This window comes from Treponema ruminis, assembly GCF_014201975.1.
GTDB lineage: Bacteria > Spirochaetota > Spirochaetia > Treponematales > Treponemataceae > Treponema_D > Treponema_D ruminis.
The window spans coordinates 117,999-143,823 of the sequence record NZ_JACHFQ010000007.1 but is presented as its reverse complement, the minus strand read 5'-3'; the positions used below and the strand labels follow the sequence as shown (position 1 = coordinate 143,823).

Annotated in this window: 23 protein-coding genes; 9 read left to right on the top strand and 14 right to left on the bottom strand. The window is 46.4% G+C overall.

The window, feature by feature from the left end; genetic code table 11:
* Positions 1–9 precede the first annotated feature (9 nt).
* Together HNP76_RS11700 and HNP76_RS11695 are read left to right on the top strand one after the other, a co-directional pair.
* The gene (locus tag HNP76_RS11700; protein ID WP_184660721.1) at positions 10–918 is read left to right on the top strand and encodes a substrate-binding domain-containing protein; all 909 of its coding nucleotides are present in this window, start codon (positions 10–12) and stop codon (positions 916–918) included.
* Positions 908–1,648 carry an ABC transporter permease gene (locus HNP76_RS11695; protein ID WP_184660720.1) on the top strand — a complete coding sequence of 247 codons (741 nt, stop codon included), beginning with the start codon at positions 908–910 and terminating at the stop codon, positions 1,646–1,648. The genes HNP76_RS11700 and HNP76_RS11695 overlap by 11 nt, the downstream gene beginning before the upstream one ends.
* 9 nt (positions 1,649–1,657) lie before the next feature.
* Here the strand turns inward: HNP76_RS11695 and HNP76_RS11690 are convergent, their stop codons facing one another.
* From HNP76_RS11690 to HNP76_RS11680, 3 genes are all read right to left on the bottom strand, one after another.
* On the bottom strand, positions 1,658–3,229 hold the full coding sequence (locus HNP76_RS11690; RefSeq protein WP_184660718.1) for a GGDEF domain-containing protein: 1,572 nt from the start codon (positions 3,227–3,229) through the stop codon (positions 1,658–1,660).
* A gap of 87 nt (positions 3,230–3,316) precedes the next feature.
* Complete coding sequence (locus tag HNP76_RS11685; RefSeq protein WP_221301075.1) at positions 3,317–3,739, bottom strand: acyl-CoA thioesterase; 423 nt, start codon at positions 3,737–3,739, stop codon at positions 3,317–3,319.
* A gap of 1 nt (position 3,740) precedes the next feature.
* Positions 3,741–4,547: a DUF2971 domain-containing protein gene (locus HNP76_RS11680; RefSeq protein WP_184660716.1), complete on the bottom strand. Its 807-nt coding sequence runs from the start codon at positions 4,545–4,547 to the stop codon at positions 3,741–3,743.
* 53 nt (positions 4,548–4,600) lie between these two features.
* Here HNP76_RS11680 and HNP76_RS11675 point away from each other — a divergent pair, with 53 nt between their 5' ends.
* From HNP76_RS11675 to HNP76_RS11650, 6 genes are all read left to right on the top strand, one after another.
* Entirely contained in the window at positions 4,601–5,392 is a 792-nt protein-coding gene (locus HNP76_RS11675) for an adenosylcobinamide-GDP ribazoletransferase (RefSeq protein ID WP_184660714.1), read from the top strand.
* A 103-nt stretch (positions 5,393–5,495) separates the two neighbouring features.
* On the top strand, positions 5,496–6,518 hold the full coding sequence (locus tag HNP76_RS11670; protein WP_184660712.1) for a branched-chain amino acid aminotransferase: 1,023 nt from the start codon (positions 5,496–5,498) through the stop codon (positions 6,516–6,518).
* A gap of 132 nt (positions 6,519–6,650) precedes the next feature.
* Entirely contained in the window at positions 6,651–9,689 is a 3,039-nt protein-coding gene (locus tag HNP76_RS11665) for an adenylate/guanylate cyclase domain-containing protein (protein WP_184660710.1), read from the top strand.
* Between the two features lie 9 nt (positions 9,690–9,698).
* On the top strand, positions 9,699–10,886 hold the full coding sequence (urtA, locus tag HNP76_RS11660; protein WP_246462692.1) for an urea ABC transporter substrate-binding protein: 1,188 nt from the start codon (positions 9,699–9,701) through the stop codon (positions 10,884–10,886).
* A 94-nt stretch (positions 10,887–10,980) separates the two neighbouring features.
* The gene (gene pyrF, locus HNP76_RS11655) at positions 10,981–11,922 is read left to right on the top strand and encodes an orotidine-5'-phosphate decarboxylase (RefSeq protein ID WP_184660707.1); all 942 of its coding nucleotides are present in this window, start codon (positions 10,981–10,983) and stop codon (positions 11,920–11,922) included.
* A 1-nt stretch (position 11,923) separates the two neighbouring features.
* Complete coding sequence (locus tag HNP76_RS11650) at positions 11,924–13,744, top strand: dihydroorotate dehydrogenase (protein WP_184660705.1); 1,821 nt, start codon at positions 11,924–11,926, stop codon at positions 13,742–13,744.
* An 88-nt stretch (positions 13,745–13,832) separates the two neighbouring features.
* On the opposite strand, the gene fabV is transcribed toward HNP76_RS11650, so the two are convergent.
* From fabV to HNP76_RS11615, 7 genes are all read right to left on the bottom strand, one after another.
* The gene (gene fabV / locus HNP76_RS11645; protein WP_184660703.1) at positions 13,833–15,050 is read right to left on the bottom strand and encodes an enoyl-ACP reductase FabV; all 1,218 of its coding nucleotides are present in this window, start codon (positions 15,048–15,050) and stop codon (positions 13,833–13,835) included.
* 150 nt (positions 15,051–15,200) lie between these two features.
* On the bottom strand, positions 15,201–15,929 hold the full coding sequence (locus HNP76_RS11640) for a hypothetical protein (protein WP_184660701.1): 729 nt from the start codon (positions 15,927–15,929) through the stop codon (positions 15,201–15,203).
* A 49-nt stretch (positions 15,930–15,978) separates the two neighbouring features.
* Positions 15,979–17,214 (bottom strand): beta-ketoacyl-ACP synthase, encoded by a 1,236-nt coding sequence (locus tag HNP76_RS11635; protein WP_184660699.1) that lies wholly within the window; start codon positions 17,212–17,214, stop codon positions 15,979–15,981.
* Between the two features lie 88 nt (positions 17,215–17,302).
* Positions 17,303–18,040, bottom strand: coding sequence for a 3-oxoacyl-ACP reductase FabG (gene fabG / locus HNP76_RS11630; RefSeq protein ID WP_206173250.1), 738 nt, complete (start codon positions 18,038–18,040; stop codon positions 17,303–17,305).
* The gene (locus HNP76_RS11625) at positions 18,037–18,471 is read right to left on the bottom strand and encodes a hotdog family protein (protein WP_184660696.1); all 435 of its coding nucleotides are present in this window, start codon (positions 18,469–18,471) and stop codon (positions 18,037–18,039) included. Before HNP76_RS11625 ends, fabG begins: the two co-directional genes overlap by 4 nt.
* Positions 18,468–19,685, bottom strand: coding sequence for a beta-ketoacyl synthase N-terminal-like domain-containing protein (locus HNP76_RS11620; RefSeq protein WP_184660694.1), 1,218 nt, complete (start codon positions 19,683–19,685; stop codon positions 18,468–18,470). Before HNP76_RS11620 ends, HNP76_RS11625 begins: the two co-directional genes overlap by 4 nt.
* The gene (locus tag HNP76_RS11615) at positions 19,682–20,299 is read right to left on the bottom strand and encodes a DUF3261 domain-containing protein (RefSeq protein ID WP_184660692.1); all 618 of its coding nucleotides are present in this window, start codon (positions 20,297–20,299) and stop codon (positions 19,682–19,684) included. The genes HNP76_RS11620 and HNP76_RS11615 overlap by 4 nt, the downstream gene beginning before the upstream one ends.
* A 68-nt stretch (positions 20,300–20,367) precedes the next feature.
* Between HNP76_RS11615 and HNP76_RS11610 the strand changes: the two genes are divergently transcribed.
* Entirely contained in the window at positions 20,368–21,633 is a 1,266-nt protein-coding gene (locus tag HNP76_RS11610) for a POTRA domain-containing protein (protein WP_184660675.1), read from the top strand.
* A 25-nt stretch (positions 21,634–21,658) separates the two neighbouring features.
* Here the strand turns inward: HNP76_RS11610 and HNP76_RS11605 are convergent, their stop codons facing one another.
* From HNP76_RS11605 to HNP76_RS11590, 4 genes are read right to left on the bottom strand one after another with little or no spacing between them, the layout of a single operon-like run.
* Positions 21,659–23,428, bottom strand: a complete 1,770-nt coding sequence (locus HNP76_RS11605) for a B12-binding domain-containing radical SAM protein (RefSeq protein ID WP_184660673.1) — start codon at positions 23,426–23,428, stop codon at positions 21,659–21,661.
* Entirely contained in the window at positions 23,429–24,157 is a 729-nt protein-coding gene (locus tag HNP76_RS11600) for an IMP cyclohydrolase (RefSeq protein ID WP_184660671.1), read from the bottom strand.
* A 24-nt stretch (positions 24,158–24,181) separates the two neighbouring features.
* The gene (locus HNP76_RS11595) at positions 24,182–24,757 is read right to left on the bottom strand and encodes a DUF308 domain-containing protein (protein WP_184660669.1); all 576 of its coding nucleotides are present in this window, start codon (positions 24,755–24,757) and stop codon (positions 24,182–24,184) included.
* Between the two features lie 23 nt (positions 24,758–24,780).
* Positions 24,781–25,755: an ABC transporter substrate-binding protein gene (locus tag HNP76_RS11590; protein WP_184660667.1), complete on the bottom strand. Its 975-nt coding sequence runs from the start codon at positions 25,753–25,755 to the stop codon at positions 24,781–24,783.
* Positions 25,756–25,825 lie beyond the last annotated feature (70 nt).

Below are 25,825 nucleotides of genomic sequence, written 5' to 3'. Positions count from 1 at the left end.
GGCTTTAGAATGAAAAAATTACTCTCTTTTATCGCTCTTTCTTCTATTATATTGCTTTCATCTCTCTTTGCTCAGGAATATCCTGTCAAAGTTGCTTCCCCAAGCGGTGCCCCGGCTCTTGCCCTGGCCTCGCTCGCTGAGCAGAATCCAGAAAATTACACCTACATCGCAGCCGAAACGATTGCCGCAGAATTTGCAGGCAACAAGGCTGACTTTATCATCGCACCGATTAACGCCGGAGCCCGCCTTTTCAAAATGGGCAAGTCCAGCTACAAACTGGCAGCGGTAGTCACCTGGGGAAACCTCTATTTCGCTTCACAAAAAAAGAACTTCAAGCTCAAGGACATCAAAAAATCTGAAGTCACTTTGTTTGGCGAAAATACAATCAACGCTTCGGTTGCACTGGCTACCCTTCAAAACAACAAGCTGACTCCAAAAAGCGTGGCTTATCTTGGAAGTGCGGCGGCAACTCAGGCCCTTCTTCTTTCGGATGCGAATGCAGTCGTTCTTACAGCCGAGCCGATTCTTTCAGCCGCAAAAATGAAGAACAAGAACATCACTTCATACGCCCTCAACGATTTGTACAAAAAATCAAGCGGCTTTGACGGCTTTGCCCAGGCAGGTCTTTTCGTCCGCGCAGAAACAATCGAGCAGCACCCGGCAGAAGTAGAAGCTTTCCTCAAACTCGCAGAAGAATCTTGTGCAAAGTGCGCGAGCAATATTCCGGCAGTCGCAAAGGCAGCGGCCAAGCTTGAAATCATGCCCAACGCAAAAATCGCTGAGTCAGCAATTCCAAACTGTGCCATCCGCTTTATGAGCGCAAAAGAGGCTAAAGCTCAGGTAGAAAGCACGGCAAATCTCGACATCAAGCAGTACGGCGGCGCCCTTCCAGCCCCGGAATTCTATTATGGAGAATAAGGCAAAGAATACTTTTATTTTTTGTCTCGGAATTATCTTAATCGGCCTGCTGATTAAGATTTTAGGGAAGGTCAAAGGCGATTCTTTGGTCTTCCCAAGCATTTTCGTAATCTTAAGGGCATTTTTCCGTCTTCTGGCAAGTGCCCGCACCTATCACCTGATTTTCACAACCCTTTCCCACGTCTTTATTTCGCTGATTATTTCCACAGTTCTGGGAATTTCAATCGGCATGGTCGAAGGACTTTCCTGCTTTTTCAAAAAACTCCTCAAACCGCTGATGACCATGCTCCGTTCCATCCCGATGATTGTGCTTGTCGTGATAATTATGGTGCTCACAAAGTACAAGAACGTTCCCTATATTGCCGCAAGCCTCATTCTAGTTCCCCTGATTAGCGAGGCAACGGCAGAGGGCTGCAAGAGAATCGACGGCGAGCTCATAGACGTTTACCGGCTCAACAGCAGCTTTACGCCAAGAATTTTATTTTCGGTTTACATTCCCTTGATGGCGGGCTATCTCAAGCAGGCCTACATCAACGCGGTGGGAATGGGAATCAAAATCGTAATTACGACCGAATATCTCGTGCAGACAAAAAATTCACTGGGCAAGGCTGTATTTTCGAGCACCTACTTCAACGACTACGACGAAATCTACGCCTGGGCACTGATTATGATTCTTCTGGTCTTGCTTTTGACCGAAGTGCCCATGCTTATAATGAAAAAAATCAGATAATTAAAGAAATTAAAGACTTCGGATAGCCTTCATTTCCTTTTTGCGGGCATACATTGCCTTGTCAGCCCGGCGGAAGACAGTCTGAACGCTTGAATCAAGATTTTTGTCATAGAGGGCATAGCCGAGTGCCGCCGAAACCTGCTCCCAGGGCTGCAAATCTTCGTTTTTGGAAAGGGCGTCTATCTGAATGTTGAAATTCATGCAGAGCATGTCGATGTCCTTATAATCAGTTTGCTCCAGAATTACGACAAATTCGTCGCCGCCAATCCGGAAAACAGGCGAATGCTTGAAAACCTGGCAGACAAGCAGACAGAGCTTTTTGATGGCGGTGTTTCCCTGCTCATGACCGAAAGTATCGTTTATCCTTTTGAGGAAGTTCAAGTCAATCATTGCGATTCCAAAGTCGATGTTTCCTTCGGCAATACGCCATTCCAGCCTGCGAACTTCATTATCATAGGCCGTTTTATTGCGAATTCCGGTGAGGGCGTCACGATTTGCAAGGGCGTCCATCTTTTCAGCCCGGGCCTGAGAGGCCTTGAGTTTTTGGGAAGTGTCCAAAAGGCTCTTGATGTAGTCCTCGATTCTTAAAATGAGGGAGGCAAACTGGCTTGAAAGGGAATCAATCTCGTCGTTGCCCTTGATTTCAGCCTCGATTCTCTGGGCAATAAAGGGATCCTTTTCTTCTGAGTATTCAATCAGATTGGCTTCGAGGCGGACGATTTTCTTGATGTAGTTTCTGTTGATGAAAATCAGGAGGATTATGATACAGATGATAAGAACCACGCCGACACCGAAAGTCTGGACGATGGCGTTCCTTAAGATTTCCCTGTTTACGTCAGCAACCTGGAATTCTGCACCGATGAGGCCGAGTTTCTGCCCCTTGATGATAAGGGGAACGTAAAATGCGTAAGTCTTGCCCCACTCGTTGTCCCAGTCCTGGAATTTCTTCTGCTTTTCGCCGGTGAACCAGGTGTCCCACTGAACAGGACATTTTTCGTAAGGGTCATGATATTCATCACCAAGATAGAGGTAAGGACCTTTGGAACTTTTCTGACCGTTAAGCCCCCTCGGAGTGCGCTCACCGTCAATCATGTAGACCATGTTGTAAATATCTTCTTTGGGAACCAGATAATATGTATATGGAAGATTAAAAGCCTTGCGGGCATTTTCAAAAGTGAGCAGCCAGTATTCATGAATGTAGATGAAGTAGGCCATTTTCGCTTCTTCGGTGAATGAGTCAAAATTGAAGTGGGTGTTTTCGTCTTTTTTGAGGCCCATTTCCGAAAGAAGCTTCTCGTAATTACGCTGAGCCGTGTGATATTCCGTAAAATTGAATGGAATTCTTGCCTCTGAAAAATGCTCCATGTAATACTTTTGATAAATAACGAAATCATCACCCGATTCTTGAATCAGCTGTTCCAGATAGTCACAAATACACCTTAAATTCTCAAGAGCCGCTTTATGATAAGATTTTGTCTGACTGATATAAGTCATTATGCTGCCAAGAAACATAGCGACCATGGCAAAGACGGTGAAAATAAATGCAAATTTAAAAAGTAGTTTTTCTCTGCGTTTTTTCATCTAAACCCTCAGGTTGTTTAACTTACTCTTAAAATTATAACACTCTCGGGGAGATTTTTAAACCTTTTTGAGGGCTTTTAAACTATTTTAGTTGCTTTTTTCGATTAAAGATGTCAGAAGTTCATGAAAGGCCGGATAGTCCTTTTTAATCATGATGATTCTTCCGGCTTCATTTACGAAGCAATGCTCGCTTTCACCGTTGCAGCAGACTTCGCCCTTTTCGTTGGTCATCGTGTATTTGAGGCGGAGTTTGATTCCGCTGTACTCGGCGACCGCAACTTCAATCGTAACAGTGTCGGCAAATGTGGTGGAATGTTTGTATTTACAGCTCACTCCCACGACCGGCGAAATGATTCCCTCGGATTCCAGGCGGGCGTAATCCCAGCCAATCTGCTTCAAAAAGTCAACGCGGGCTTCTTCCATCCAGCGGACATAATTTGAGTGATGGGTGATTCCCATCTTGTCGGTTTCATAATATTGAACGTAATGTTTGTATTTTTTAATTTCCATTTTAAAACCTTCTTAGCGGGCATTCCGATAATTTAATTTTGTCGCAAAGCTCTGACATGCCTGTTGAAGCAAAATAGTCGGCAAGCACGTCCTTTGTAACACGCGCCTGTGGTCCGATGCAGATTTGTGTGAAAAGTTCGTGGTAGGGAATTGAAAGGCTCTCGCAGACTTCGCGTAATTTAAGAATATAGTATTTTTTGATGTTTGTCTCTTCCACAAAAAAATGCGGCTCCCCAAGATATTCGCTCACATTATATGGAAGGGAGACCAGCCTGTATTCCTTTTCGCTGATAAAAGATGGATGCTTGAAAAGCGGTGAGCTTGTGACAAGCCTGTTAAAGACCTCCCTGCACTCTGGCGCATCATTTTTGCAGTCCGAGCGGGCAAGCCTTGCGATTTCCGAAACGATTTCAAGGCCATCGCAATTTTCAGAATAGTTGACCTTGCAGAGGGGAGCGTGACCGGCAAGTCCGATTTTTTCCAAAAGCTCTTTGTTGAAGGCTATGCAGACTCCCATTCCGTTTTTGGCGTAACGTGCCCACTGAGCCGCATCGTCGGAATATTCACTGAAGCAGCTGGCATAGCTTGAAAGCTTGTTGAAATCCTTGAGGTTTTCGATGAAAAGACATTCCAGCTTGGCATATTGCTCAGGCTCAAGAGTTTTTTTGACGGCAGCTTTGAGTTCCTTGATGAAGTAATTCATTTCCTGGCTGTCGTTCATGCGCCTCAAATTCCAGAGCCAGATTTCGCCATTTGTAATGATTCCGCGCATGGCGTTAAAGTCAGTGTAGTGATAGAGACTTACCATAATTCATTTTATAGATTAAAATAATTTGTTGTCAAACAATTTTGGAGAGGTTTATGAGTTTTTTTAAGTCGATTATTCTGTCATTCAGTACCTTTTCTGCGATTCCCATGCCCCGGATCGAGTGGAATTCAAAAAACATGCGCTACATGATGTGCACTTTTCCCCTGGTTGGAGCCCTTATTGCCCTTTTCTGTGCCGCATTCGTTATCTTTGCCCAATATCTGACTGGGATTCACAAAAATCTTTCTCCGACTCTGCTTGCCTTAATTTTCACCCTGATTCCGGTCTTCATTTCAGGAGGAATCCATCTGGACGGCTTTATGGACACCTGCGACGCCCTTGCAAGCCATGCCAGCCGCGAAAAAAAGCTTGAAATCCTAAAGGACAGTCATTCGGGTGCCTTTGCCATCCTCGGCTGCGTCCTTTATTTCCTCAGCTATTTCGTGCTTTCACTTGAAGTTTTCAGGCGACCCCTTCATCTGATTAGTCTTCTTCCGCTCTTCAGTATCTTTATGATTTCAAGGATTTTAAGTGCCTTTGCCGTCTCGACTTTTCCAATTGCAAAAGACAGCGGCCTTGTCCACACATTTGCATCTGCCACCATCAAGAATTTTACGGCCCTCTGGTGCAGTTTCTGGCTGATACTGATTTCTATGCTGCTCATCTATTTCTTTAATTTTCTTGGAATTGCTCTGGTTGCAACAAGCCTTTCCATTTTCTGCCTTTATTTTCTTGTGGCGGTCAGGAATTTCGGCGGAATCACCGGAGACACGGCCGGCTGGTTCGTCCAGATTTGTGAGATTTCAGCCCTGGCAGTCTTCGTGGTCATGGTCTGCGTAAAATAAGCATTTCGCCCGCTTGAATCAGCCGGGGTCAGCTTAAAAATTTGATTGAAAACTCCTTTAAATTGTGCTAAAGTCTTTTAAATCTATTCAATCGAGGTAAAAAATGGCGAAAGATTTGGACTGGGCAAACTTGCCTTTCGGTTACATGGAAACAACCAAGAGCTTCGTTGCAAACTACAAAAACGGAGCCTGGGACGAAGGAACTCTCACTAGCAACCACTCAATCACAATTTCTGAGTGTGCTGGAGTCTTGCAGTATGCACAAACTTGTTTTGAAGGTCTCAAGGCATACACAACAGCAGACGGAAAAATCGTCACATTCCGCCCTGATTTAAACGCTGACCGCATGAAGGACAGCTGTGAACGTCTCGAAATGCCTGTCTTCCCAAAAGACCGCTGGATTAAAGCCGTCATCGATACAATCAAAGCAAATATCGAATGGGTACCTCCTTTTGGAAGCGGAGCAACTCTCTACATCCGCCCATACATGTTCGGTTCAAGCGCAGTTATCGGCGTTAAACCGGCAGACGAATATCAGTTCCGCATTCTGGTTACACCGGTCGGTCCATACTTCAAGGGTGGCGTAAAGCCAATCACAGTCCGCCTTTCTGACCTTGACCGAGCCGCTCCACACGGAACAGGCGACATCAAGGCTGGTCTCAACTACGCAATGAGCCTTTACAACATCGTTGACGCTCACAAAAAAGGTTTTGCCGAGAACATGTACACTGACCCGGCAACACACACATATATCGAAGAAACTGGTGGAGCAAACATCCTCTTCGTCACAAAAGACGGCAAACTTGTAACACCAAAATCAAACAGCATTTTGCCATCAATCACACGACGCTCACTCGTTCAGGTTGCACGCGACTATCTCCACATGGAGGTCGAGGAGCGACAGGTCAACAAGAACGAGCTCAAAGACTTCGTTGAGGTAGGCTTGTGCGGTACTGCTGCTGTAATCAGCCCAATCGGCTGCATCGATGACCACGGCACAAAAATCAATGTTCCGAGCGGCATGGATGAAATCGGTCCGGTTCTCAAAAAGCTCCGCGAAACTCTCACAGGAATCCAGATGGGCGAAATCAAAGCGCCAGAAGGCTGGGTCTACGAAATCAAGTAAATTGAAAGTTTAAAACTGAAAGCAAGCCGCCTTCTTCTTTGAGGGCACGGCTTGTTTTTTTTCCTTTAATCCAACCAAAATTTCCCTTAAAATTTTATTGAGAATTGCTGTAAGTAGTTTTATAATATAGGAATGAAAAAGTGTTTTTTTGCGGTGATATTCTTTGTCACCCTGCATTTTGGATTTTCTCAAAAAACTTATCTAGACAACTACGTTTATCAGACATGGACATCCTTTGGCGGACTCACAGGCACAATGGCCACTGACATTCTCCAGACCAAAGACGGCTACATCAACATCGGCACCTACGAAGGCCTGGTCCGTTTTGACGGCGTAGGATTCAATACAATCCGGCGGGCCAGGACAAACGACTATAAGTTTTCTTCCGTGCGGGCAATCCTTGAAGACTCCAACGGCAACCTCTGGCTGGGCTCAAACGACGAGGGTGTCCACAAAATCATGCCGGACGGTTCCAGCAAAAGCATCACCACGCAGAACGGTCTTCCAAACAATTCCGTCCGCGCCCTTTGCGAAGACCGCATGGGCAACATCTGGATTGGAACGGCGGCCGGAGTCGTTTACCTCACTCCAAAAGGCCATTTAATTACGCCGCAATTCCAGGCTGGTACGGTTTCCAAGGGAATCATAGCCGTAGAGCTTTACTGCGACTCAGCCGGCAGGGTCTGGCTCATCACTTCCAACGAAGACGGGCTTTTCCTTTTCTCGGACGGCCTCTTCCACACAATTCCCCAGATTGACAAGCATTTCGACAGCTACTTCGCCACTTCGATTATTCAGGATTTGAGCGGCAATTTCTGGATCGGCATGGGCGACCTCGGCATAGTCTGCCTTGAAGACAACGAGTTCAAAAAAATCAAAACCAACACGATTCTTGATTCCATCCCAACCTGGTCAATGTATGTGGCCCCTGACGGTACCATTCTTTTTGGAACTGAACACGGAGTCGTTTCCTTTTACAAGGGGCGATTTGAAGAATCCCACAACAAAGACCTGTCATCTGCCAAAATCAACAGAATCATCCGCGACCGCGAAGGCAACATCTGGTTTGCCAGCGACCGAAACGGCATCGGAAAGCTCACCCACGGCAAATTCCAGGTCACAAAGCTTGAGACAACGGTCAACGCAATCGCCGAAGACAATGTCGGCCGAATGTGGATTGCCACTGACAGAGGCGTAAGGTGCTTCGTCGGTGAAAAGGAAATCAAAAACAAGCTCACTGAGTTCACAAAAGATTTAAGAATCAGGCATGTAGGAATCACTTTTAAAAGTGAGATTCTTGCAACTTGCTACACAAAGCCGGGCCTTATCCTTTACGATCCGCGGGCAGCCACAATAAAAAACTGGACAACCGATGAAGGTCTTGCAGGCAACAAAGTTCGTCTCGCAATTGAAACAAATCCCCGCGAATATTATGTCGGTACCACGACAGGCTTAAGCATTATTCACAATGACGGAACAATCAAAAATTTCAAGCAGGCTGACGGTCTCGAAAACGAATACGTCATGTGGATTCACAAGGACACAAACAACGTGGTCTGGATTGGAACGGACGGCGGCGGAATCTACCTCATGAAAAACGAGGCAATAATCGCCCACATCACTTCCGACGACGGTTTAATCGGAAACGTAATTTTCAAAATCTCACAGGACAGCGAGGGAGCCTACTGGATTTGTACCGGCAGCGGAATCAGCTACTGCAGGCCCTTTGACTCAGCCCACACAGTCCCATCTGCTTTCGAAAACATGAATTCCGACAACGGACTGGGCACGGATTCAGTCTTCCAGGTAATCCCGGACACTTCAACAGACATGTGGATTACAAGCAACTACGGTGTCGCATCAGTTAATAAGGAAGAATTGCTGCAATCGGCCCACACAGGCGAAAAGGTCTTGTCCCTTCAGTATTATTCCCGCAACGACGGACTTGATTCAGACGGCCCCACTTCCACTTCTCTGAGCATTTGTGACCTGCACGGAAGATTGTGGTTCACCATGATTGACGGATTTGCAGTCTATGACCCGATTAAAATCCGAGAAAATCCGGTTTTGCCGCTCGTTCATATCGAAAGCGTCACGATTGACAACACAAAGTTCGATTTCAATTCAAAAGCTCATGAGTTTATTTTAAAACCTGGCACCAAGCGAGTAGAAATTCAATTCACAGGTCTAAGTTTTGACGCCCCGGAGCGAATCCAGTTCCAGCACCAGCTTACAAATTTTGAAGAAAAACTCAGTCTGCCGAGCAAAAGCCGCACAGTATCATACACGAATATAAGCCCGGGAAGGCACACATTTCTGGTCATGGCCATAAACGGCGAGGGCGTTCCTTCCGAAGAAGCCTGTGCAATGCTCTTTGTGCAAAAACCCTACTTCTATCAGATGCCGATTTTCTGGGTCATCACGATAATTATTTTTATAAATTTAATTATCGCACTCTTCTATTTTAAGCAGCGCAAAATCAAGCTTGAAAATATCCGCCTCGAAGGAATGGTCCAGGTGCGTACTCGGGAACTTGCCGCCGAAAAAGACAAATCCGAGCAGCTCCTGCGTGCAATTCTTCCAGACAAAATCGCAGACGAACTCAAAGACAACGTTCATTCCGTTGCTGAAGCTTTCACGGACGTTACCCTTCTCTTCTCTGACATCGTAAGTTTCACAAAAGTTTCAAGCAATCACTCCGCAAGCGAAATTGTCTCAGCCCTCAACGATCTGTTCACAAGATTTGACGAGAGGGCCAAGGAAATGGGTGTCGAAAAAATCAAGACAATCGGTGATGCCTATATGGCGGCCTGTGGTGTTCCAAGTCCAAACGAAAAACACGCCCGTATTATGGTAGAATTCGCAAAGGGCATGTACAAGGATTTGGAAGATTACAACCGATGTGGTAAGATACAGTTCAATATGCGAATCGGACTAAACAGCGGTCCTGTTACGGCTGGTGTTATCGGAAAAACGAAATTCGTATATGATGTATGGGGAAATACCGTCAACGTCGCCAGCCGAATGGAAACAGCCTGCAGCCCTGGAAATATCCGCGTAAGCCAGACCGTTTTCGAGCATCTTAAAGATTCAGACGTCAAATTTACAGAACCAATCGAATGTGAAATCAAAGGCAAAGGCAAAATGGTCACATACGAAGTAATTCAATAGGAGATGAATATGAAAAAAGTCACAATGGGAATAGCCGGAATTGCACTTTCAGCACTTCTTCTCGCATCATGCAATCAAAAAAAGCCTGAAACTGTCAAAGTAGGCCTTCTGCACTCTCTTTCGGGCACAATGTCTATCTCTGAGACAGCCGTCCGAGACGCAGAATTACTGGCAATTTCAGAAATCAACGAGAACGGCGGAGTTCTTGGCAGGCAGATTGAGGCTATTCAGGCCGACGGTGCCAGTGAGCCGCAGGTTTTCGCTAAAAAAGCCCGGGAGCTTTTGCAGGATGAAAAGGTCGTAACTGTCTTTGGCTGCTGGACAAGTGCTTCCCGCAAGGCAGTCAAACCGATTTTCGAGGAACTTTACGGTCTTTTGTGGTATCCGGTTCAGTACGAAGGTATGGAAGCCAGCCCCAACATCATGTACATGGGCGCTTCTCCAAACCAGCAGATTGTTCCGGCCGTTGATTACTGTGCCAAGAACATAGGCAAAAAAATGTTCCTGGTCGGAAGTGACTACGTTTTCCCCCGCACGGCAAATAAAATCATCAAAGCTCAGATTGCCCAGCTCGACGGAGAATGTGCGGGCGAAGAATATCTTCCGATGGGAGCCACGAATTTCAGCGAAGTGGTTGCCAAAATTCTCGCCACAAAACCAGACGTAATCCTCAACTCCCTCAACGGTGACTCAAACGTCTCTTTCTTTGCGGCCCTGGCAAAAGCAGGCATCACTTCAAGCACAATTCCTGTCATGAGTTTTTCAATCGCCGAGGAAGAAGTCGCCAAAATGGATCTGGATAATCTTGCAGGTCACCTGGTTTCATGGAATTACTACGAAACGACACAGACTCCTCGCAACGAAAAATTCGTCTCTGATTACAAGGAAAAGTACGGTGAAGACCGCATGACCGGAGATCCGATTGAAGCGGCTTACATCGCGGTTTACATGTGGGCTGCGGCCTGCGAAAAAGCCGGCGGTTTCGAGGTTGAGGCTGTCAGAGTGGCCGCAAAAGGACTCAGCTTTACGGCTCCGGAAGGAACGGTAACAATCGATGGCGGCAACCAGCATTTGTACAAACAGGTAAGAATCGGTAAAATTAACAACAAGGGCTTGATTGACGAAGTATGGGCAACACCATCCGCAGTCAAACCAGACCCATATTTAAGCACATATCCGTGGGCAAGAGGGCTGTAGGGGGAGGTCTCCCCCTCGCTGCAAAGCTTCGCTTTTACGCTACCCCCTCTGCGGGAGCTCCCGCAACGCCCCGAATTTTTCTAAGGAAGAATTTATGACACACTTAATGGAAGAACTCCGAAAAAAATCTCTGGAGAACGGCCCGCTCTGCGTTGGTCTGGATACTGATCCGTCTTATCTGCCGGAGTCGGTTTTGAAGGCATTTGATTCACCGGTTGAGGCCATTCTTGCCTACAACAAGGAAATCATCAAGCGCGTGACCAGTGACAAATCTGCCTGCTGCTTTAAGATTCAGATTGCTTACTACGAGGCAATGGGAATCGAGGGCTTAAAGGCTTATATTGAAACGATTAAGGCTGTTCATGAGGCTGGCTTTATCGCAATCAGCGACATCAAGCGCGGCGACATTGCAGATACGGCAAAGGCTTATGCCCGTGCCCACTTTGCTTCTGGCAGCGATTTTGAAACAGACATCATCACAATCAATCCATACATGGGCTTTGACACACTCAAACCATTCACAGAATACTGCAAGCCAAACAGTCAGGCTGGAGGCAAGGGCATTTTCGTACTCTTGCGCACTTCAAATCCGGGCATGGTCGATATTGAGCAGCAGGAACTCAAGGCTGGCGGCCGGGTTCTCGATAAAACAGGCGATGAACTTGAAAAGATTTCCGCTGAGTTCAAGGCTCTTTATCCTGAGCAGAATTGTTCACCGGTTGGAGCTGTAGTTGGCTGCACCGAAGAAAGCGATGCCCGCCTGCTCCGCGACGCATATCCTGATATTTTCTTCCTGATTCCAGGCTACGGAGCTCAGGGCGGAGCTGCCCGAATTGCGGCTACCCTGCTCGACAAGGCTGGTGGCACTGTAAATTCAAGCCGCGGCATTTTGTGCGCATGGAAAAAGGACGAATCCCTTGCTGATTCACGCGAAAAAGGCATTCTCTGCCTCAAAGATATTGCAGACGCAGCAGGCAAAGCTTGCCGCGATTCAACCGCAGACTTGCTTAATGCAAAAAAGGAACTTGGATTGTAATATGAAAGAAGTGACTGATTGTAAAGGCGAACCATTGCCAGTTTTTGGAAAAGGCGTTGTAACTTACTGTGATGTTGAAAAGGGAGCAGTTCCTTTTGACAGTGTATGGAATCTCAAGGTTTTGATGCTGGTCGATTTGTCGAACGGCTCAACCGATGTTCCGGTTCCTGCGGCAGGCCAGTTTTATCTTCTCCGCTCTGCAAAATCAGGCCTTCTTCTCGGTCGCCCAATCAGCATTTATATGTCACGAAAGGCCGGTGAAGCAGCTCATCTCGAATTCCTTATTCTCAAAAAGGGAAAGGGAACTGAAGAACTTTGCTCACTCAGCAAAAATGACGAAATCGAGCTCATCGGCCCTCTCGGAAACACTTTCCCAGCTCCAAAATTCGGCGACAAAGTATGTATCGTTGGCGGCGGAATCGGAATCGCACCGGTTGCAGGCTTTGCCACAACTTTGCCCGAAAAATCTTATGACTTCTTCGCATGTTTCAAAAGCGGCTCTTACGGCTTAGATTACATTGCACCAAATGAGCTCACAATCACAACTGATGACGGTTCTGCAGGCATTAAGGGAATGTTACCGGCAGCCCTCACAGCCAAAATCCTCAAAGAAAAGGGCTACACTAAGGTTTATGCCTGCGGCCCTACTCCGATGCTCGCCTACTTACAGAAAATCTGTAACGGAGCGGGAGTTCAGTCTTACCTGAGCATGGAAAACCGCATGGCTTGTGGCGTTGGAGCCTGCCTTGGCTGTACAATCACAACCACCGAAGGAAACAAGCGCTGCTGCAAGGACGGCCCTATTTTCAAGGGCGAAATCCTGCAATTCGAGCCGCCAAAAAACAAGGCTCTTTTCGGAAGCGCAAAGGCTCAGGACGGTACAATCGCTGAATTCGAGCCTGATTTGAGCGTTGAAGTTGCCGGAGTCAAATTTGAAAACCCGGTAATTGCGGCCAGCGGCACTTTCGGCTATGGCTCAGAATATTCAAGCATTTTCGACGTAAACAAGCTGGGCGGAATCTGTTCCAAAGGCCTCACCCTGCAGGCCCGTCCCGGCAATACAGGCACCCGCCTTGTCGAAACTCCATCGGGCTTAATAAACTCCATCGGTCTTGAAAATCCTGGAATCGAGCACTTTATCGAGCATGAGCTTCCTGGAATGCTCGCTCTCAAGCCGGTCACAATCGCAAACCTTTCAGGCTCTTCTATTGAAACTTATGTTGAGGGAGCAAAACTTCTCGACAAGACAGACGTTCCTATGATTGAGCTTAACATCAGCTGCCCGAACGTAAAGGCTGGCGGCATGGGCTTTGGAATGGCCCCGGAAACAGCCGCAAACGTAACAAAAGCCGTGCGCGAAGTCACTAAAAAGCCCCTCATGGTCAAGCTCACGCCAAACGCTCCTGATTTAATAGGAATCGCAATGGCTGTTCGCGAGGCTGGAGCCGATGCCCTCAGTCTTGTAAACACCTTCCAGGCAATATCAATTGATTTGAACACAGGCCGGCCGGTCTTTGACAACATCCGCGCGGGATTCAGCGGTCCGGCCGTAAAGCCAATCGCCCTCCGCATGGTCTACGATCTGGTTCAGGCCATGAACAAGCTTCCTGAAAATGAGCGAATTCCTGTCGTTGGTCTGGGCGGAATCTCATGCTGGCAGGATGCAGTCGAGTTCCTCATGGCAGGAGCAGAGGCAATCCAGGTTGGAACTGCAACTTTCGCAAATCCAAACACGATGATTGAAATCGTGCAGGGGCTTCGAAGCTACATGAAATCTCGCGGATTCAAGTCAATCGCAGAATTCAGGGGAATTGCCCAGTAAAACAACTATTAAATATTGAAAAAAAAAGCTCCCGATGCAATTTCACTTAGCACCGGGAGCTTTTCTATTTTGGAATCATGAGGCAATATTAGTCGATTGCAGTCATATCGGTGATGTCTTTCTCGTAGTCAACGCCGTCTACTGCAAAACCGTTGATGTTGAGGAAGTCCTTGCGGATTCCTTCGAGGTCGATGTGCTCTTTGAGGTTTTCCTGAGTGATTGCCTCCATGTGCTTGTCGAGCTCTGCCTGAATCTCCGGCTTCATTTCCCAGTCGTCGATTCGGATGCGGCCCTGCTCGTCAACAGGAACTTTTTTGTCAGCAGTATAAAGGCGCTCAGCGAAGAGGCGGTCAATCTGCTCCTTGCAGCCTTCGTGTGTTCCGGCAGCCTTCTGAACCTTGAAGAGACAGCCCAGGTAAAGCATGATTACAGGAATTACCGAGCTTGAGCGTGTAACGAGAGCCTTGTTTACAGAAACGTAAGCTGCACCGCCGATTTTTTTGAGCTGTGCATCGATGTTCTTTGCGCGGGCTTCCAAATCCTTTTTAGCCTCACCGATTGTTCCCTCGCGGTAGATTGGCTGTGAATATTTTGGTCCGATGTAAGAATATGCAACTGTGCGGCAGCCTTCAGCGATGAGGCCTGCGTCTGAAAGATATTTCATCCAGCGCTCCCAGTCTTCGCCACCCATTACTTTGACAGTGTTAGGAATGTCGTCGCCCTCTGCAGGCTGTGCTTCGAGGCGGTTGAGTTTTTCTGTCATCATGTCGATTGCATATCCGCCGTATGGCTTTCCGACCGGCTTGATTACTGACTTGTAAAGGACTTTTGTGTCAGGATCTGTGCGGACAGGTGAAGCAAGTGAGTAAACGATGAGGTCGAATTTGATTCCCCATTTTTTTGCTTCGTCGATTACAGCCTGACGGCATTCATCGCTGTATGCGTCCATGTTGAAAGTTGTTGATTTGAGTCCTGCTTTTGCAGCGGCACGGTCAAATGCCTTGTTGTTGTACCAGCCAGGTGTGCCGCCCTTTGTTACAGTCGGCTCTTTTTCAAAAGAAACACCGATTGTGTCAGCTCCGTATTCAAAAGCTGCTGTGATTCGGCTTGAAAGACCATATCCAGTTGAGCAGCCGAGGACGAGAACGTTCTGTGGAGCGTATCCGCCTTCTTTTGCAGTTTTGATTCCATGTTTTGCCTTCTGGGCAATTGCATATTCAATCTGATTCTCAGTATCGCGGGCACATCCAATCGGGTGAGCGTTGATACAAATGTTTGAGCGAACCATTGGTTTAATTACAGCCATTATTTTCTCCTATAAAAAGCCCAGACAAAAACAGAAGGGCATTATTTATAACTCTATCCTATCTATTTTGACAAAAATAGTCAATTTGTCGAAATAAAATTGTCGGCCAAAAAAATTGCCCCGCTGTCTGCGAGGCTCTTTCAAAAGTGACTACTGATTGTTTACAGTAATTACCAGGTCATTCTTTGCAACATTGACTGTGTATTTGTAGTCTTTCTCTTCACGTGAAATGATTTTTACATATTTGAAGAGGTTGTATTTCTGACCTTTAGCAGTTGTTTTGAAAACTTTTGTGTCCTTTGGCTTTGTAAGGATTGCGATTGTACCAGACTTCTCTTCGTCAGCCTCATCATTGTAAACGAGGATTCGGAAAGAAGCTGCTGAGCGAAGGTTTTCACCGGCTACAACGCGGAGATTGTCTGTGAAAGTCGGGAGCATTGAAAGGTCGAATACCTTGAAGTGAGACTCGTCGATTTCACGGTCATCATAAATCCAGACGTTCAAGTCGTTGTTTCCTTTTGCAACGCTGTAAGTGAAAGGATTGTCAGCAGAAGGTTTGATTGCAAAATATTTGTAGTTTGCAAGCTTCATCATTTTTTTGTTGATTGATTTGATTGTAGCAACATCGCCCAAATCCTTGATGTGACCTTTTCCAAAAATCATCCAGCCCTTTGACTCTTCATCATAAACGAAAATTGTGATGTCGAAATTTGCAGCCAAAGAAGAAACGTTTGTGACAACAACATTATCCTTCATATTGCCTGGAAGAACTGATGCGTCAACAACGTAAGCTGTCTCATCAGTAAACTCAGGTACGTCTGCAAACAAGCTGGCTGTAAAAGCAAGACCTGCGACCAAAATAGCAATAAGTTTTTTCATTTTTTTCCTCCGTATGAAAAACTTGTCTTTACCGGATTTGCCCGATAATCTATTTAATTTTCTTAAAAATAAGACTTGTATTAATTCCACCGAACGCAAAATTATTGTTCATTACGTATTCAGTGTTTATCTCACGGCCGTCACCAGTGATGTAATCCAGAGGCGCGCATTTTGGGTCCACCTCAGAAAGATTCAAATTCGGCAGGAACCAGCCCTCGTTCATCATATTTATTGTAAGCCATGATTCAATTGAACCGCAAGCACCAAGTGTGTGGCCGATATAATTTTTGACCGTTGAAACCGGAACAGCCCGTTTGAAGACGTCGAAGGTTGCCTGGCTTTCCGTGATGTCGCCGGAAGTTGTTCCTGTTCCGTGGGTGTTTATATAGCCAATCTGATCCGGAGAAAGCTTTGCGTCTTCCAGGGCAAGCTCGAGTGCATGTGCGATTGTCGGTCTGTTAGGCGAAGTGATATGGGTTCCGTCTGTAGTTGTTCCAAAGCCGACGATTTCCGCATACATTTTAGCTCCGCGGGCTTTTGCATGCTCGTATTCCTCAAGAATCAAAGTACAGGCTCCCTCACCCAAAACAAGGCCGTCGCGGTGAAGGTCATAGGCGCTTGGTGTAAGCTCAGGAGTGCTGTTCTTGGTTGATGTTGAGAAGAGAGTATCGAATGTGGCAGTGTCCATCGTGCAGAATTCTTCGGCACCTCCTGCAATCATCATGTCCTGCTTGCCTGACTGAATCGTTTCGTAAGCGTAGCCGATTGACTGACTGCCGGAAGTACAGGCAGTGTTCGTGGTGATTATTCGTCCCGTAAGATGATAGTAAACTTCGAGGTTGCAGGCACAGGTCTGAGGCATGGCCTTAATGTAAGTTGTTGAACTGACCTTGCTTGTATCGTTTATTACAAGCATTGAGTACATTTCCATGAGAGGGTCAACGCTACCAATTGAAGAACCGTAAGCGATTCCAGTGCGTCCCTGAGTGATTTCCTCGCTGCCCAACAAACCGGCATCTTCGAGAGCAGCATCTGTTGCGACCAGAGCCATCTGAGAAACCCGGCCCATTCCGCGGATTGCCTTTCGGGGATATTTTTCTTTATCGATTGCAAAATCAACCGGGGCTGCAAGGCGTGTGTTCATGAGGGGATACTTTTCGTCCCAGTCCTTCATGTATTTTACGAAATTCTTTTTGGCTTTGAGGTTGGCGAGAATTGTATTCCAGTCACTTCCAAGAACACTGACAATTCCACCACCAGTAATAACTACACGTCGTTTTTCCATAACAATAAAAACCCTAACTATATAAGATTATTTTATAATTTAAATAAAGATTTCTCAACCGATTACTTTGCGAAAGAAGAGGCAGATTTTATATAAGCCCGCCATTGACAGAAATTACCTGCCGCGTAATGTAACTTGCCCCTTCGCCAAGCAAATACACCGCAAGTGAAGCAACTTCTTCAGGCTTGCCCGCACGCCCCATCGGAATTGTGGAAAGCATTTGCTCAAGAGGCAACTCCTTTACCATGTCAGTTTCGATAAGGCCCGGTGCGATGCAGTTTACGGTGATTTTCCGGCTGGCAAGTTCCGTAGCAAGGGCTTTTGTGGCACCGATGATGCCCGCCTTGCTGGCAGAATAGTTTACCTGGCCGCGGTTTCCGATGATGCCCGAAACGCTGGCAATCGTAATGATACGGCCCCGCTTTTTCCGGCACAAAGGCATTACCAGAGGCTTTAGGACGTTGTAGAATCCGTCAAGATTTGTGTGGACTACCTCGTCCCAGTTTTCATCAGTAAGGGCTGGGAAAACATTGTCGCGGGCAATTCCGGCATTCAAAACGATTCCCCAGAAAGCACCATTTTCCTCGCTCCATTTTTCAAGCTTTTCGGCACAGTCAGCCCGGTCAGAAATATTGAACTGAAGAAGAGAGCATTCCCCGCCCAAAGATTCAATTTCTGCCTTTAGACTTTCGGCCTTTTCTTTTCCGTTATTGTAGTGTGCGACAACTTCATATCCAGCCTGAGCCACAGCCAAAGCAATAGCCCTGCCGATTCCACCAGAACTGCCTGTCACAAGCACCTTTTTACCATTATTTTCGTTCATCATAGTATTTCCATTACAGTGAGTTTTCCTTTGCCACAAGGATTTCCATCAATCCAAAGCTCCGCGCGGAAAGAATAAACGTTATCAAGAACAGATTCGCGCAGGGCCCTTGCCTTTACAGTCTGTCCGGGCTTTATTATATCAAAATCAAAGCTGAGATTCGACACGCTGAGGATAAATCCCATGTTGGGCGGAAGATTATTTTCGCGGGCATAAAGACCTGTGAGGGCTGAAACAGTCTGAGCGATTATCTCAAAGCAGGCGTAATTCGGAACTCCGTCCACGGCTTTTTCGTAGAACATGAAGTCAGGAGTGATTTTTGTCTCGCTTTCGATAATCCAGTCCTTTGCGTTAGCCTCGGTAATCCGGTCAATGATGAACATTTTTCCTTTGTGGGGAACAAGTTCCGCAAGTTCTTCGTGCTCTATCGTCATTTTATTTTCCTTATAATGAGGCTTGCGTTACAGCCGCCGAAAGCAAAAGAATTGCTCATGCAGCAGCGGATTGGCTTTTGGGGAAGAGAAGATTTTTCCGTCACAAGATTCAGGCGGGGGATTTCCGGGTCCTGAACTCCGTCCCAGACATGAACAGGGATTTTCTGGCTTTTTATCGCGTAAAAGCAGGCCGCAAGCTCAAGACTTGCTGCCGCTCCGAGAGTGTGCCCGGTCAAAGGCTTTGTCGATGAGCAGGCAAGATGATTTTCTGAGCCGAAAACAAGATTTACTCCGCGCCCTTCCATGCTGTCATTGAGGTGGGTTCCGGTTCCGTGCAGGTTCACATAATCCACATCTTCCGGTTTGAGACCTGAGTCTTCCAGGGCTGCTTTCATGGCCTTTTCCGCCCCGCTTCCGTCTGCAAGGGGAGCCGTCATGTGGCTGGCATCGCTAGATTCACCGCTTCCCGCAAGAACTATGCCCATTTCGTCCAAATCATCTTTTGAAAGAAGGAATACGCTGGCCCCTTCTCCAAGATTGATTCCGTTTCGATTTTTTGAAAAAGGATTTGTCTTTTCGTGGTCGATTGCCTCAAGGCTGTCAAAACCAAGAAGAACGGTGTCGCTTGCAACGTCAACTCCGCCTGCAATCACGGCATCGCAAATTCCCGCACGAATCAATTCCTTGGCCTTAACAATCGCGCTGGCAGAAGAAGAACAGGCTGTAGAAAAAGCAAGGCAAATCCCCCTTGTACCGAATTTTCTGGCTGTAAAAGTTGCAGGATAGTCCGCTCCCTGAACCTTCAAATCGTAGTCAGCTGGGAAAGCCCCTTCCGTAAAAAAAGCCTTGTGGCCTGCAAAAGAAAGGGCGCTTCCGTTGTCGCAGGAACCCATGCAGACTCCGACCCTCTCAGCCCCGTAAAGAGAAATTGCCTTTTCAACAACGTTTTTAATAGAAGAAAGTGCAAAATCCAGAATCTGAAGGACCCGCATGTCAAAGGCATCGCCAGTCGACTTAAGCTTTGAGTCATCGATTTTACCGACGAAGAAAGATTTTACTCCGCCCTCACCGACAAGTCCGCAGTCAGTTTTTTTGATTCCATCGCGATTGCCAGAAGCAAGATTTTCGACAAAGGATTCGGGATTTTCAGAATCACCCGCCGCGCAGATGAATCCCGGATTTGAGAGAAAAATGTTTTTAAGCTCTACTCTCATTCAGAAACTCCAGTCAGTTCATAAGAATATCCGCGAAGAAAATTCTCGTATTTTATAGATTTTAACTCATCAGCACCAGTTTCCGAGTTTTTTTCGAATTTTTTGGTGACTTTTGAAATGATTTTATATTTTTGACTCAAAATTCTGGTCTCAGTGAAAGTTCCGTCTTTTCCGGCCTCAGAAGAAACTTTTAACTCCAAACCGATTTCTTCCAGCCGGGGCTTTAAAATCTCCTCGTCATAAAGGCAGAACTGAAAATCAGCAACAATGTATTCGGGCTTGAATTTTTTGGGGAAAAGAGTGGACTCAAAATCAAGATTTTCGTCGTCATAAAAAAGACTGGCCACAGTAGTTCCGAATTCGCTCATCAAAATCATCGAAAGCTGGTCTTCGTTTGCAATCACATAAATGTCGGCCTCAATATGATTCTTACCGAAAAAGGCTTCCATCCGCTGAAGTTCCTCAATCGAACCACTCATGGCAGTCGGCGGTAAAAGTTCATATTTTGAGGAATTGGTCACAAAAACAGGCGAAAATTTTGATTCAATCTTTGTAGTCGTGCAGGAGAAAAAAAGCGTAAATACGAAAATCGCGGCCAATAACTTAAATTTCATAATTTCCGACAATTCTAACATTTTTTTTTTATTGTGAAAATCGCCAAATTCTTATACAATTTTAAGATATGAAGAAGTTGTTTGCTGTACTCATGCTTGCCTTCCTTCTCTTCCCCAGCCTTGCACAAGAACAGCTCAAAACAGAAGAAAACTCAGAAACTCTCATCATTTCTAAAATCAATTTTTCAGGACTCAGAAAAACCCGGGATTCTTACGTTCAGTCAAAAGTCAAAAAATTTCTGGGAAATCCCCTCACCGACGAAGAACTGCATGAACTTGAAACCACAATCCAGCTGGAAGGAATTTTCAACGAAATCAAAATCGAAAGCGAGCAAATTTCCGGCACAGAAGCGCAAATCAACGTCTCGGTCAAAGAAAAAATCACCTTCATTCCCCTTCCTTTCGCAATGTATTCAAATTCGGGCTATCTTGCAGGCGGAATCGTCCTCGACACAAACGCTTTCGGCCGCAAAGACATGTTCATGCTGGGCGGATTTTTGACAAACACGGCAAAAACCGGCATGGCTTCATTTTCAAAACAGGCAAAAGGCCACGGAATTCCCGGTTTCTCACTCTTCTTCTCTGGTTCCAAGCGTGCCCCGGAATATCAGAACCTCGACAAAAAAGTCGTACTCAAATACAATGACGTTCTTTTCAACTTTGTCTTTGCCTTAACCGAAAAAATCGGCGAGCACTTTTCATTCACCAACGATTTCAAATTCGTCTCAAGCACAACCGACGACCACTCGGATTTCCCGGGAGCAAACCCGGAATCAATAAAGCTGGGCGCAACTTCACTTTCATTCGGCTACTCAAATTCTGACTGGAACGGCATTTTCATGTCCACAAATTCAGCCTCAATAAGTACGGAATTCAGCCTGACGAACTCAGATTTTTCAGAATTCCGCCACCCAATCAGTTTTTCATTCTCAATCGGCGAGCAGCACACAATTTTTACGGACAGACTCCGCTTCTATCAAAAATATTCAGGATTTTACGCAAAAGACTACAATATCGCCATGTTCAAGGAACAGAACGCGGGCTCAGTCAACATTCTGCCGGGCGATTTCTCAACTGACAGAATCATCGGCGGCAACATGGGCTTGGAAGTTGCCCTCAAAAAATTCAGCTGGGGCATGCTTTCACTTTACGGAGACTATCAGCTGGTCTACACAAGGGACACCGACCAGGAATACAAATTCGAGCACGGTCCCAACGCAGGAACAAGAGTCTACCTGGCAAAAATCGCCTTCCCGGCCCTTGCAATGGGACTGGCCTACAACGTTCCCCACACCCGCTGGCAGTTCAGTGCCGCAATGGGCATGAATTTTTAAGAAATTTCCAAAAGTTGATTGAAATCTAAATCACCCGCCAGTCGGCGCCGTTCTGACCGACGAAGACCTTAACCTTACATTTCTGTTTTCCGCAGTTTTCCGTAAAGAATTCGATGTCTGTTCCGTACTCGCTCATAACGTCGTCCGGATGATAGTGTGTCGTAAAAGTTGATTCCGAGCCATCGAAAGTACAGCGACCGAGGGCGGCGTGCATTCTGATTAAGTCTTCTGCAGCCGGGAAATAGCGGTCGAGTTTTTTCTCGTGGAAGCGCTTCTGGATAAATGAAAGCTGGAGTTCCTCGATTTGAGAGGCGTTTTCTTCGGCAGACCAGTCGCGGACGGAGCCAGTCGAAGCCTTTGCAGTGAGCCCCCTTGCGCTCAGTTCCTCAGCAAACTTTTTAAGGAATACGCTGGGCTTTTCTCGAAGCACGTAAAGCACGGAATTGAACCAGGCGACGGCCCGCCCCTTTGTGTAAAAGAGGTTGGTTGCAAGCGAGATTTTTTCGGCTTTTTCAAGATCTTTTTCGCTGAACTGGGGAGTGCGCAAAACGTGATAGGGCGGCTTGCTTTCCCATTCAAGGCCGAAACCCTTTGCAGAATCGTGCAAATCCGTTCCCGGAAGTACGCTCAGGCAGAAAAGCTCAAGATTGTTGGGATAAAGAGCCAGGGCAAAGTCGATGCTCTCGCAGAAGCCATTGTAATTGTCGCCCGGAAGACCATAAATCAGGTCGAAGCCGAAAGTGACTCCTTCCTCGTTCAAAAATCCTATGTTCTTGGTGAATTTCTTTTTGTCCAGAGTGCGGTGGACGTTTTTTAAAACCTCCGTGTTTGCACTCTGTAAGCCGATTTGAAGGCAGCAGGGAATGCGGGCAAAGGCACGGGCCAGCTCTCGGTCGATGAATTCAGCGCGGGCTTCAAAATAGAAGAACATTCCCGGAGCCTTTTTTTCGATGATTTTGAGCATTTTGATTGCCCGTTCTTTGCTTGCGTTGTAGGTCGGGTCAAGAACGAAGACCTGGGAAATGTTTTTCTTCGCAAAAAGCTCGATTTCCTTTTCAAGCCGCTCCATCGGAAAGTAGGCGATTTTCTTTTCGCCCTTTGACTCGTAGCAGTATGAGCATTTGAAGGGGCAGCCGCGGGCAAGTTCCCAGAGGGCACCGCCGTATTTTGCAACATCGAGGGTGCCGTCAAGATAAGGAGAAGCCGTCATGTCAGGAGGAAGCGGACAGGCCCGGATTATCGGTAAGTCGCGCTGGCTGGCAGACGAAGAGTTTCCGTCAGTCTGATTTGCATATACACCCTGCACGCCGAAAGCAAAGCCGGCTTCATTGGAATCCGTGTCAATTTGCGCATCTTGGGCCAGTTTGTCTAAAAGCTCCACCATTGCCTTTTCGCCCTGACCTGCAATCATGTAGTCAAAACTTTCAAAGGAAAGGGGATCAGCCGTAACCTCCGGGCCACCCGCAATGCAGATGCAGGAAGGAAGAAGTTTTTTAAGCTCAAGGCAGGCTTTTTCAAGAATCACGCGGTTCCAGACGTAAACGCTGAAAGCAAGAAAATCCGGCTTTTTGGAAGCAAGTCGCCTTGCAATCAGGCCAGCAAGGCCAGAATCCCCGGATTTTTTGCGCTCAGCGACGATTTCAGGCTCTTCAAGTGAAAAATCCAGAAGAGAGACTGAAAATTGTCCGCTCGTGCGTGAATCAGCCTTAACGCTCGAAGCAATACAGGCCGCCCCGAGAGGCAGCCCTTGTGGAGAAGTTTCAACTAAAAGTGTGGTACAGATTAAGTTTTTCAACTATTTGTTTTTATTAATAATCCGCTCTTCGTATTTGCCGCTTGCGATGTCGATGAAGCGTACGAAAAGTGAAACCTTGTTTTCTTCGTTGAGGCTAGACCAGATTTTGTCTGCGAATTCGTCGATTGTACCTTTGATTTCAACTTTTTCAGGCTCACCTTCAAAGCTTGGGAGTGGATTTCCGTTTCCCATGTATGTGTGTATGAAGTGACCTTCGCCCTTCTGAGGATTATCGTAAGTGTATGTGAAGCGCAGGCAGTTGTCGCCGTTGCCGTTATCGCTCTTCAAGATTGAAATTGCGTAGTCGTATTTTCCGCCCTCGACGTTGAGCAGGGAAGAAATGCGCGGAGTGAAGTTCGGGGCATCGTGCTCGTATTTGCGTACTCGAAGTGACTGCTCGAAAGTCTCGCCTTTTTTGAGGCCCTCGAAGATTGTGTCAGTCTGGTCGCCGTTTGTAACGATTGTTTTGGCACCCAGCTGGCGGACAGCAGCGTAAATAATGAGGCTTGGGTCACCTGCAATCAAAGACTCGTCAAATGCCTTTGTGCGGACAACTTCTGTTCCGTCTTCTGTTTCTGTTACGAAAACACGGTTGCGGCTTCCTGCGCTTCGGCCCATTGTCCAGTAAGCAGAAACGGCATATTTTCCGTCGCTAGACAAGCCGGCAACGATTCCGCGTCCAGGATACTCGTTAGCCTTCAAAATTTCTTCAAGTTTCTTGATTTTCATTTTATTCTCCATGTATAACAGTTTTTAGTTTTCAGACTCACCCTCTTCCGCATCTTCTACAGAATCAGGAATAATTACTTCCGGCCGGCTCTTCCACTGAATTATAACCAGGCCAAGACCAATCACGAGAAGGATAATTCCGAAAAGCCTGATTAAAAAGTGACCGGCAACCTGGGCAGGAATGATGAAAAGCACGAGGGCAAGAACAAGGGATGAAGCAGCCTCAATCATCGACTGGCGGATCATGATTCCGTTACGATGAAGTTTGGTGATTGTGTAGACCTGCATTCCAACAGAAAGAAGCAGATAAACGGCCAGGGTGTAAGCCATTGCCTTCCAAACGACAGCCGCAACTGCAATCGGAAGGACCACAGCCAGAAGGCCGACCACAAGGCTCAAGATTCCGCGAACCGTGACAATCAGCTTGTACTGGGGGTCGATAATCAAATCGCGGGTGGCCGTAAGAATGAAGATTCCGTCGATAATAGCCGCCAGACCAAGCAAAATCACAAAGAATGAAATGAAGGTATCCGGCGAAATGAGCAAAAATAAGCCTAGGGCAGCCGTCATGAATCCAAGAAAAAGCTTATTCTTATCCATATTGTTCTCCTGACTTGATTAAATTATCTGTTAAAATAACCGCTGTCAACAAAATTTGCAATCATGTATTCACTCTGCAAATTCTGAATGCTGACCAGGAAGGTAATCGTGTCCTGAAGGGCGTCAATATCCTCGTTGCTGACACTGACCGTAAAATCGTATTTCTGGGAAATCGGAAGGATCTGCTCTTCCTTGATGCTCAGGGCCTTTGAAAGTTTTGAAAGCATCTGCGGGTCGAGGTTTGGAATTTTTTTGACTGCAAGGGCATACTGATTTAAGATTTCGGAAATTACGTCACCGTTGTCAGCGATGTATTCGTCACGAACGACAAAGCCATTTGTACCGCGAAGATTTGTCTGGTCTCCCTGGGCAACGATTTTTGCAAGCCCCTTATCCAAAAGACGGGTGATGTTTGGTTCCCAGATTGCAACGGCATCGGCAGTTGAATTGGAAAGAATCAGTTCTGCACTCGAAGCCTGAATGTTTACGAATTCGATGTCATCAAAAGTTAGTCCGGCCTTTTCAAGAAGCTTTTTGATAAAATTGTGGCCGGTTGAACCAAAGACAGTGGCAATTTTCTTGCCTTTTAAATCCTTGTATGAATTAAAATCAGTATTATCTGCCCGGGCAAGAAGGGCGTAGGCGTTTGGGCCGCTTGCAGGAACACCGACCAGTCGCATTTTTGTGGCACCGCCAAGCGCACGGACTGTAGGAACGTCACCAATTACACCGATATCAGTTAAATCAGCAGCAAGGGACTCGTTCATCGGCGGACCTGACTCAAAATCCTGCCAGACGACAGTAACGTTTTTGGGAGCAAGTGCATTCTCAATCTGATTTGAAAAACGGGCTATATAAAGTGGAATAAAAGCCGCAGACGGCTGAATTGCGATTCGTACAGTACGGGCAGGTTCCTTTTTTCCTTTGCAAGAAAAAGCAGAAATCACTGCAAGAGAAAGAAAAATGAGAAAGACGATCTTATTAGATTTTTTTTCCATACAGTTGCTAATTATATGATAAAACGAAAAGTATTTAAAGAAATTCTTTGTGCAATTTTAAATTCGGTAG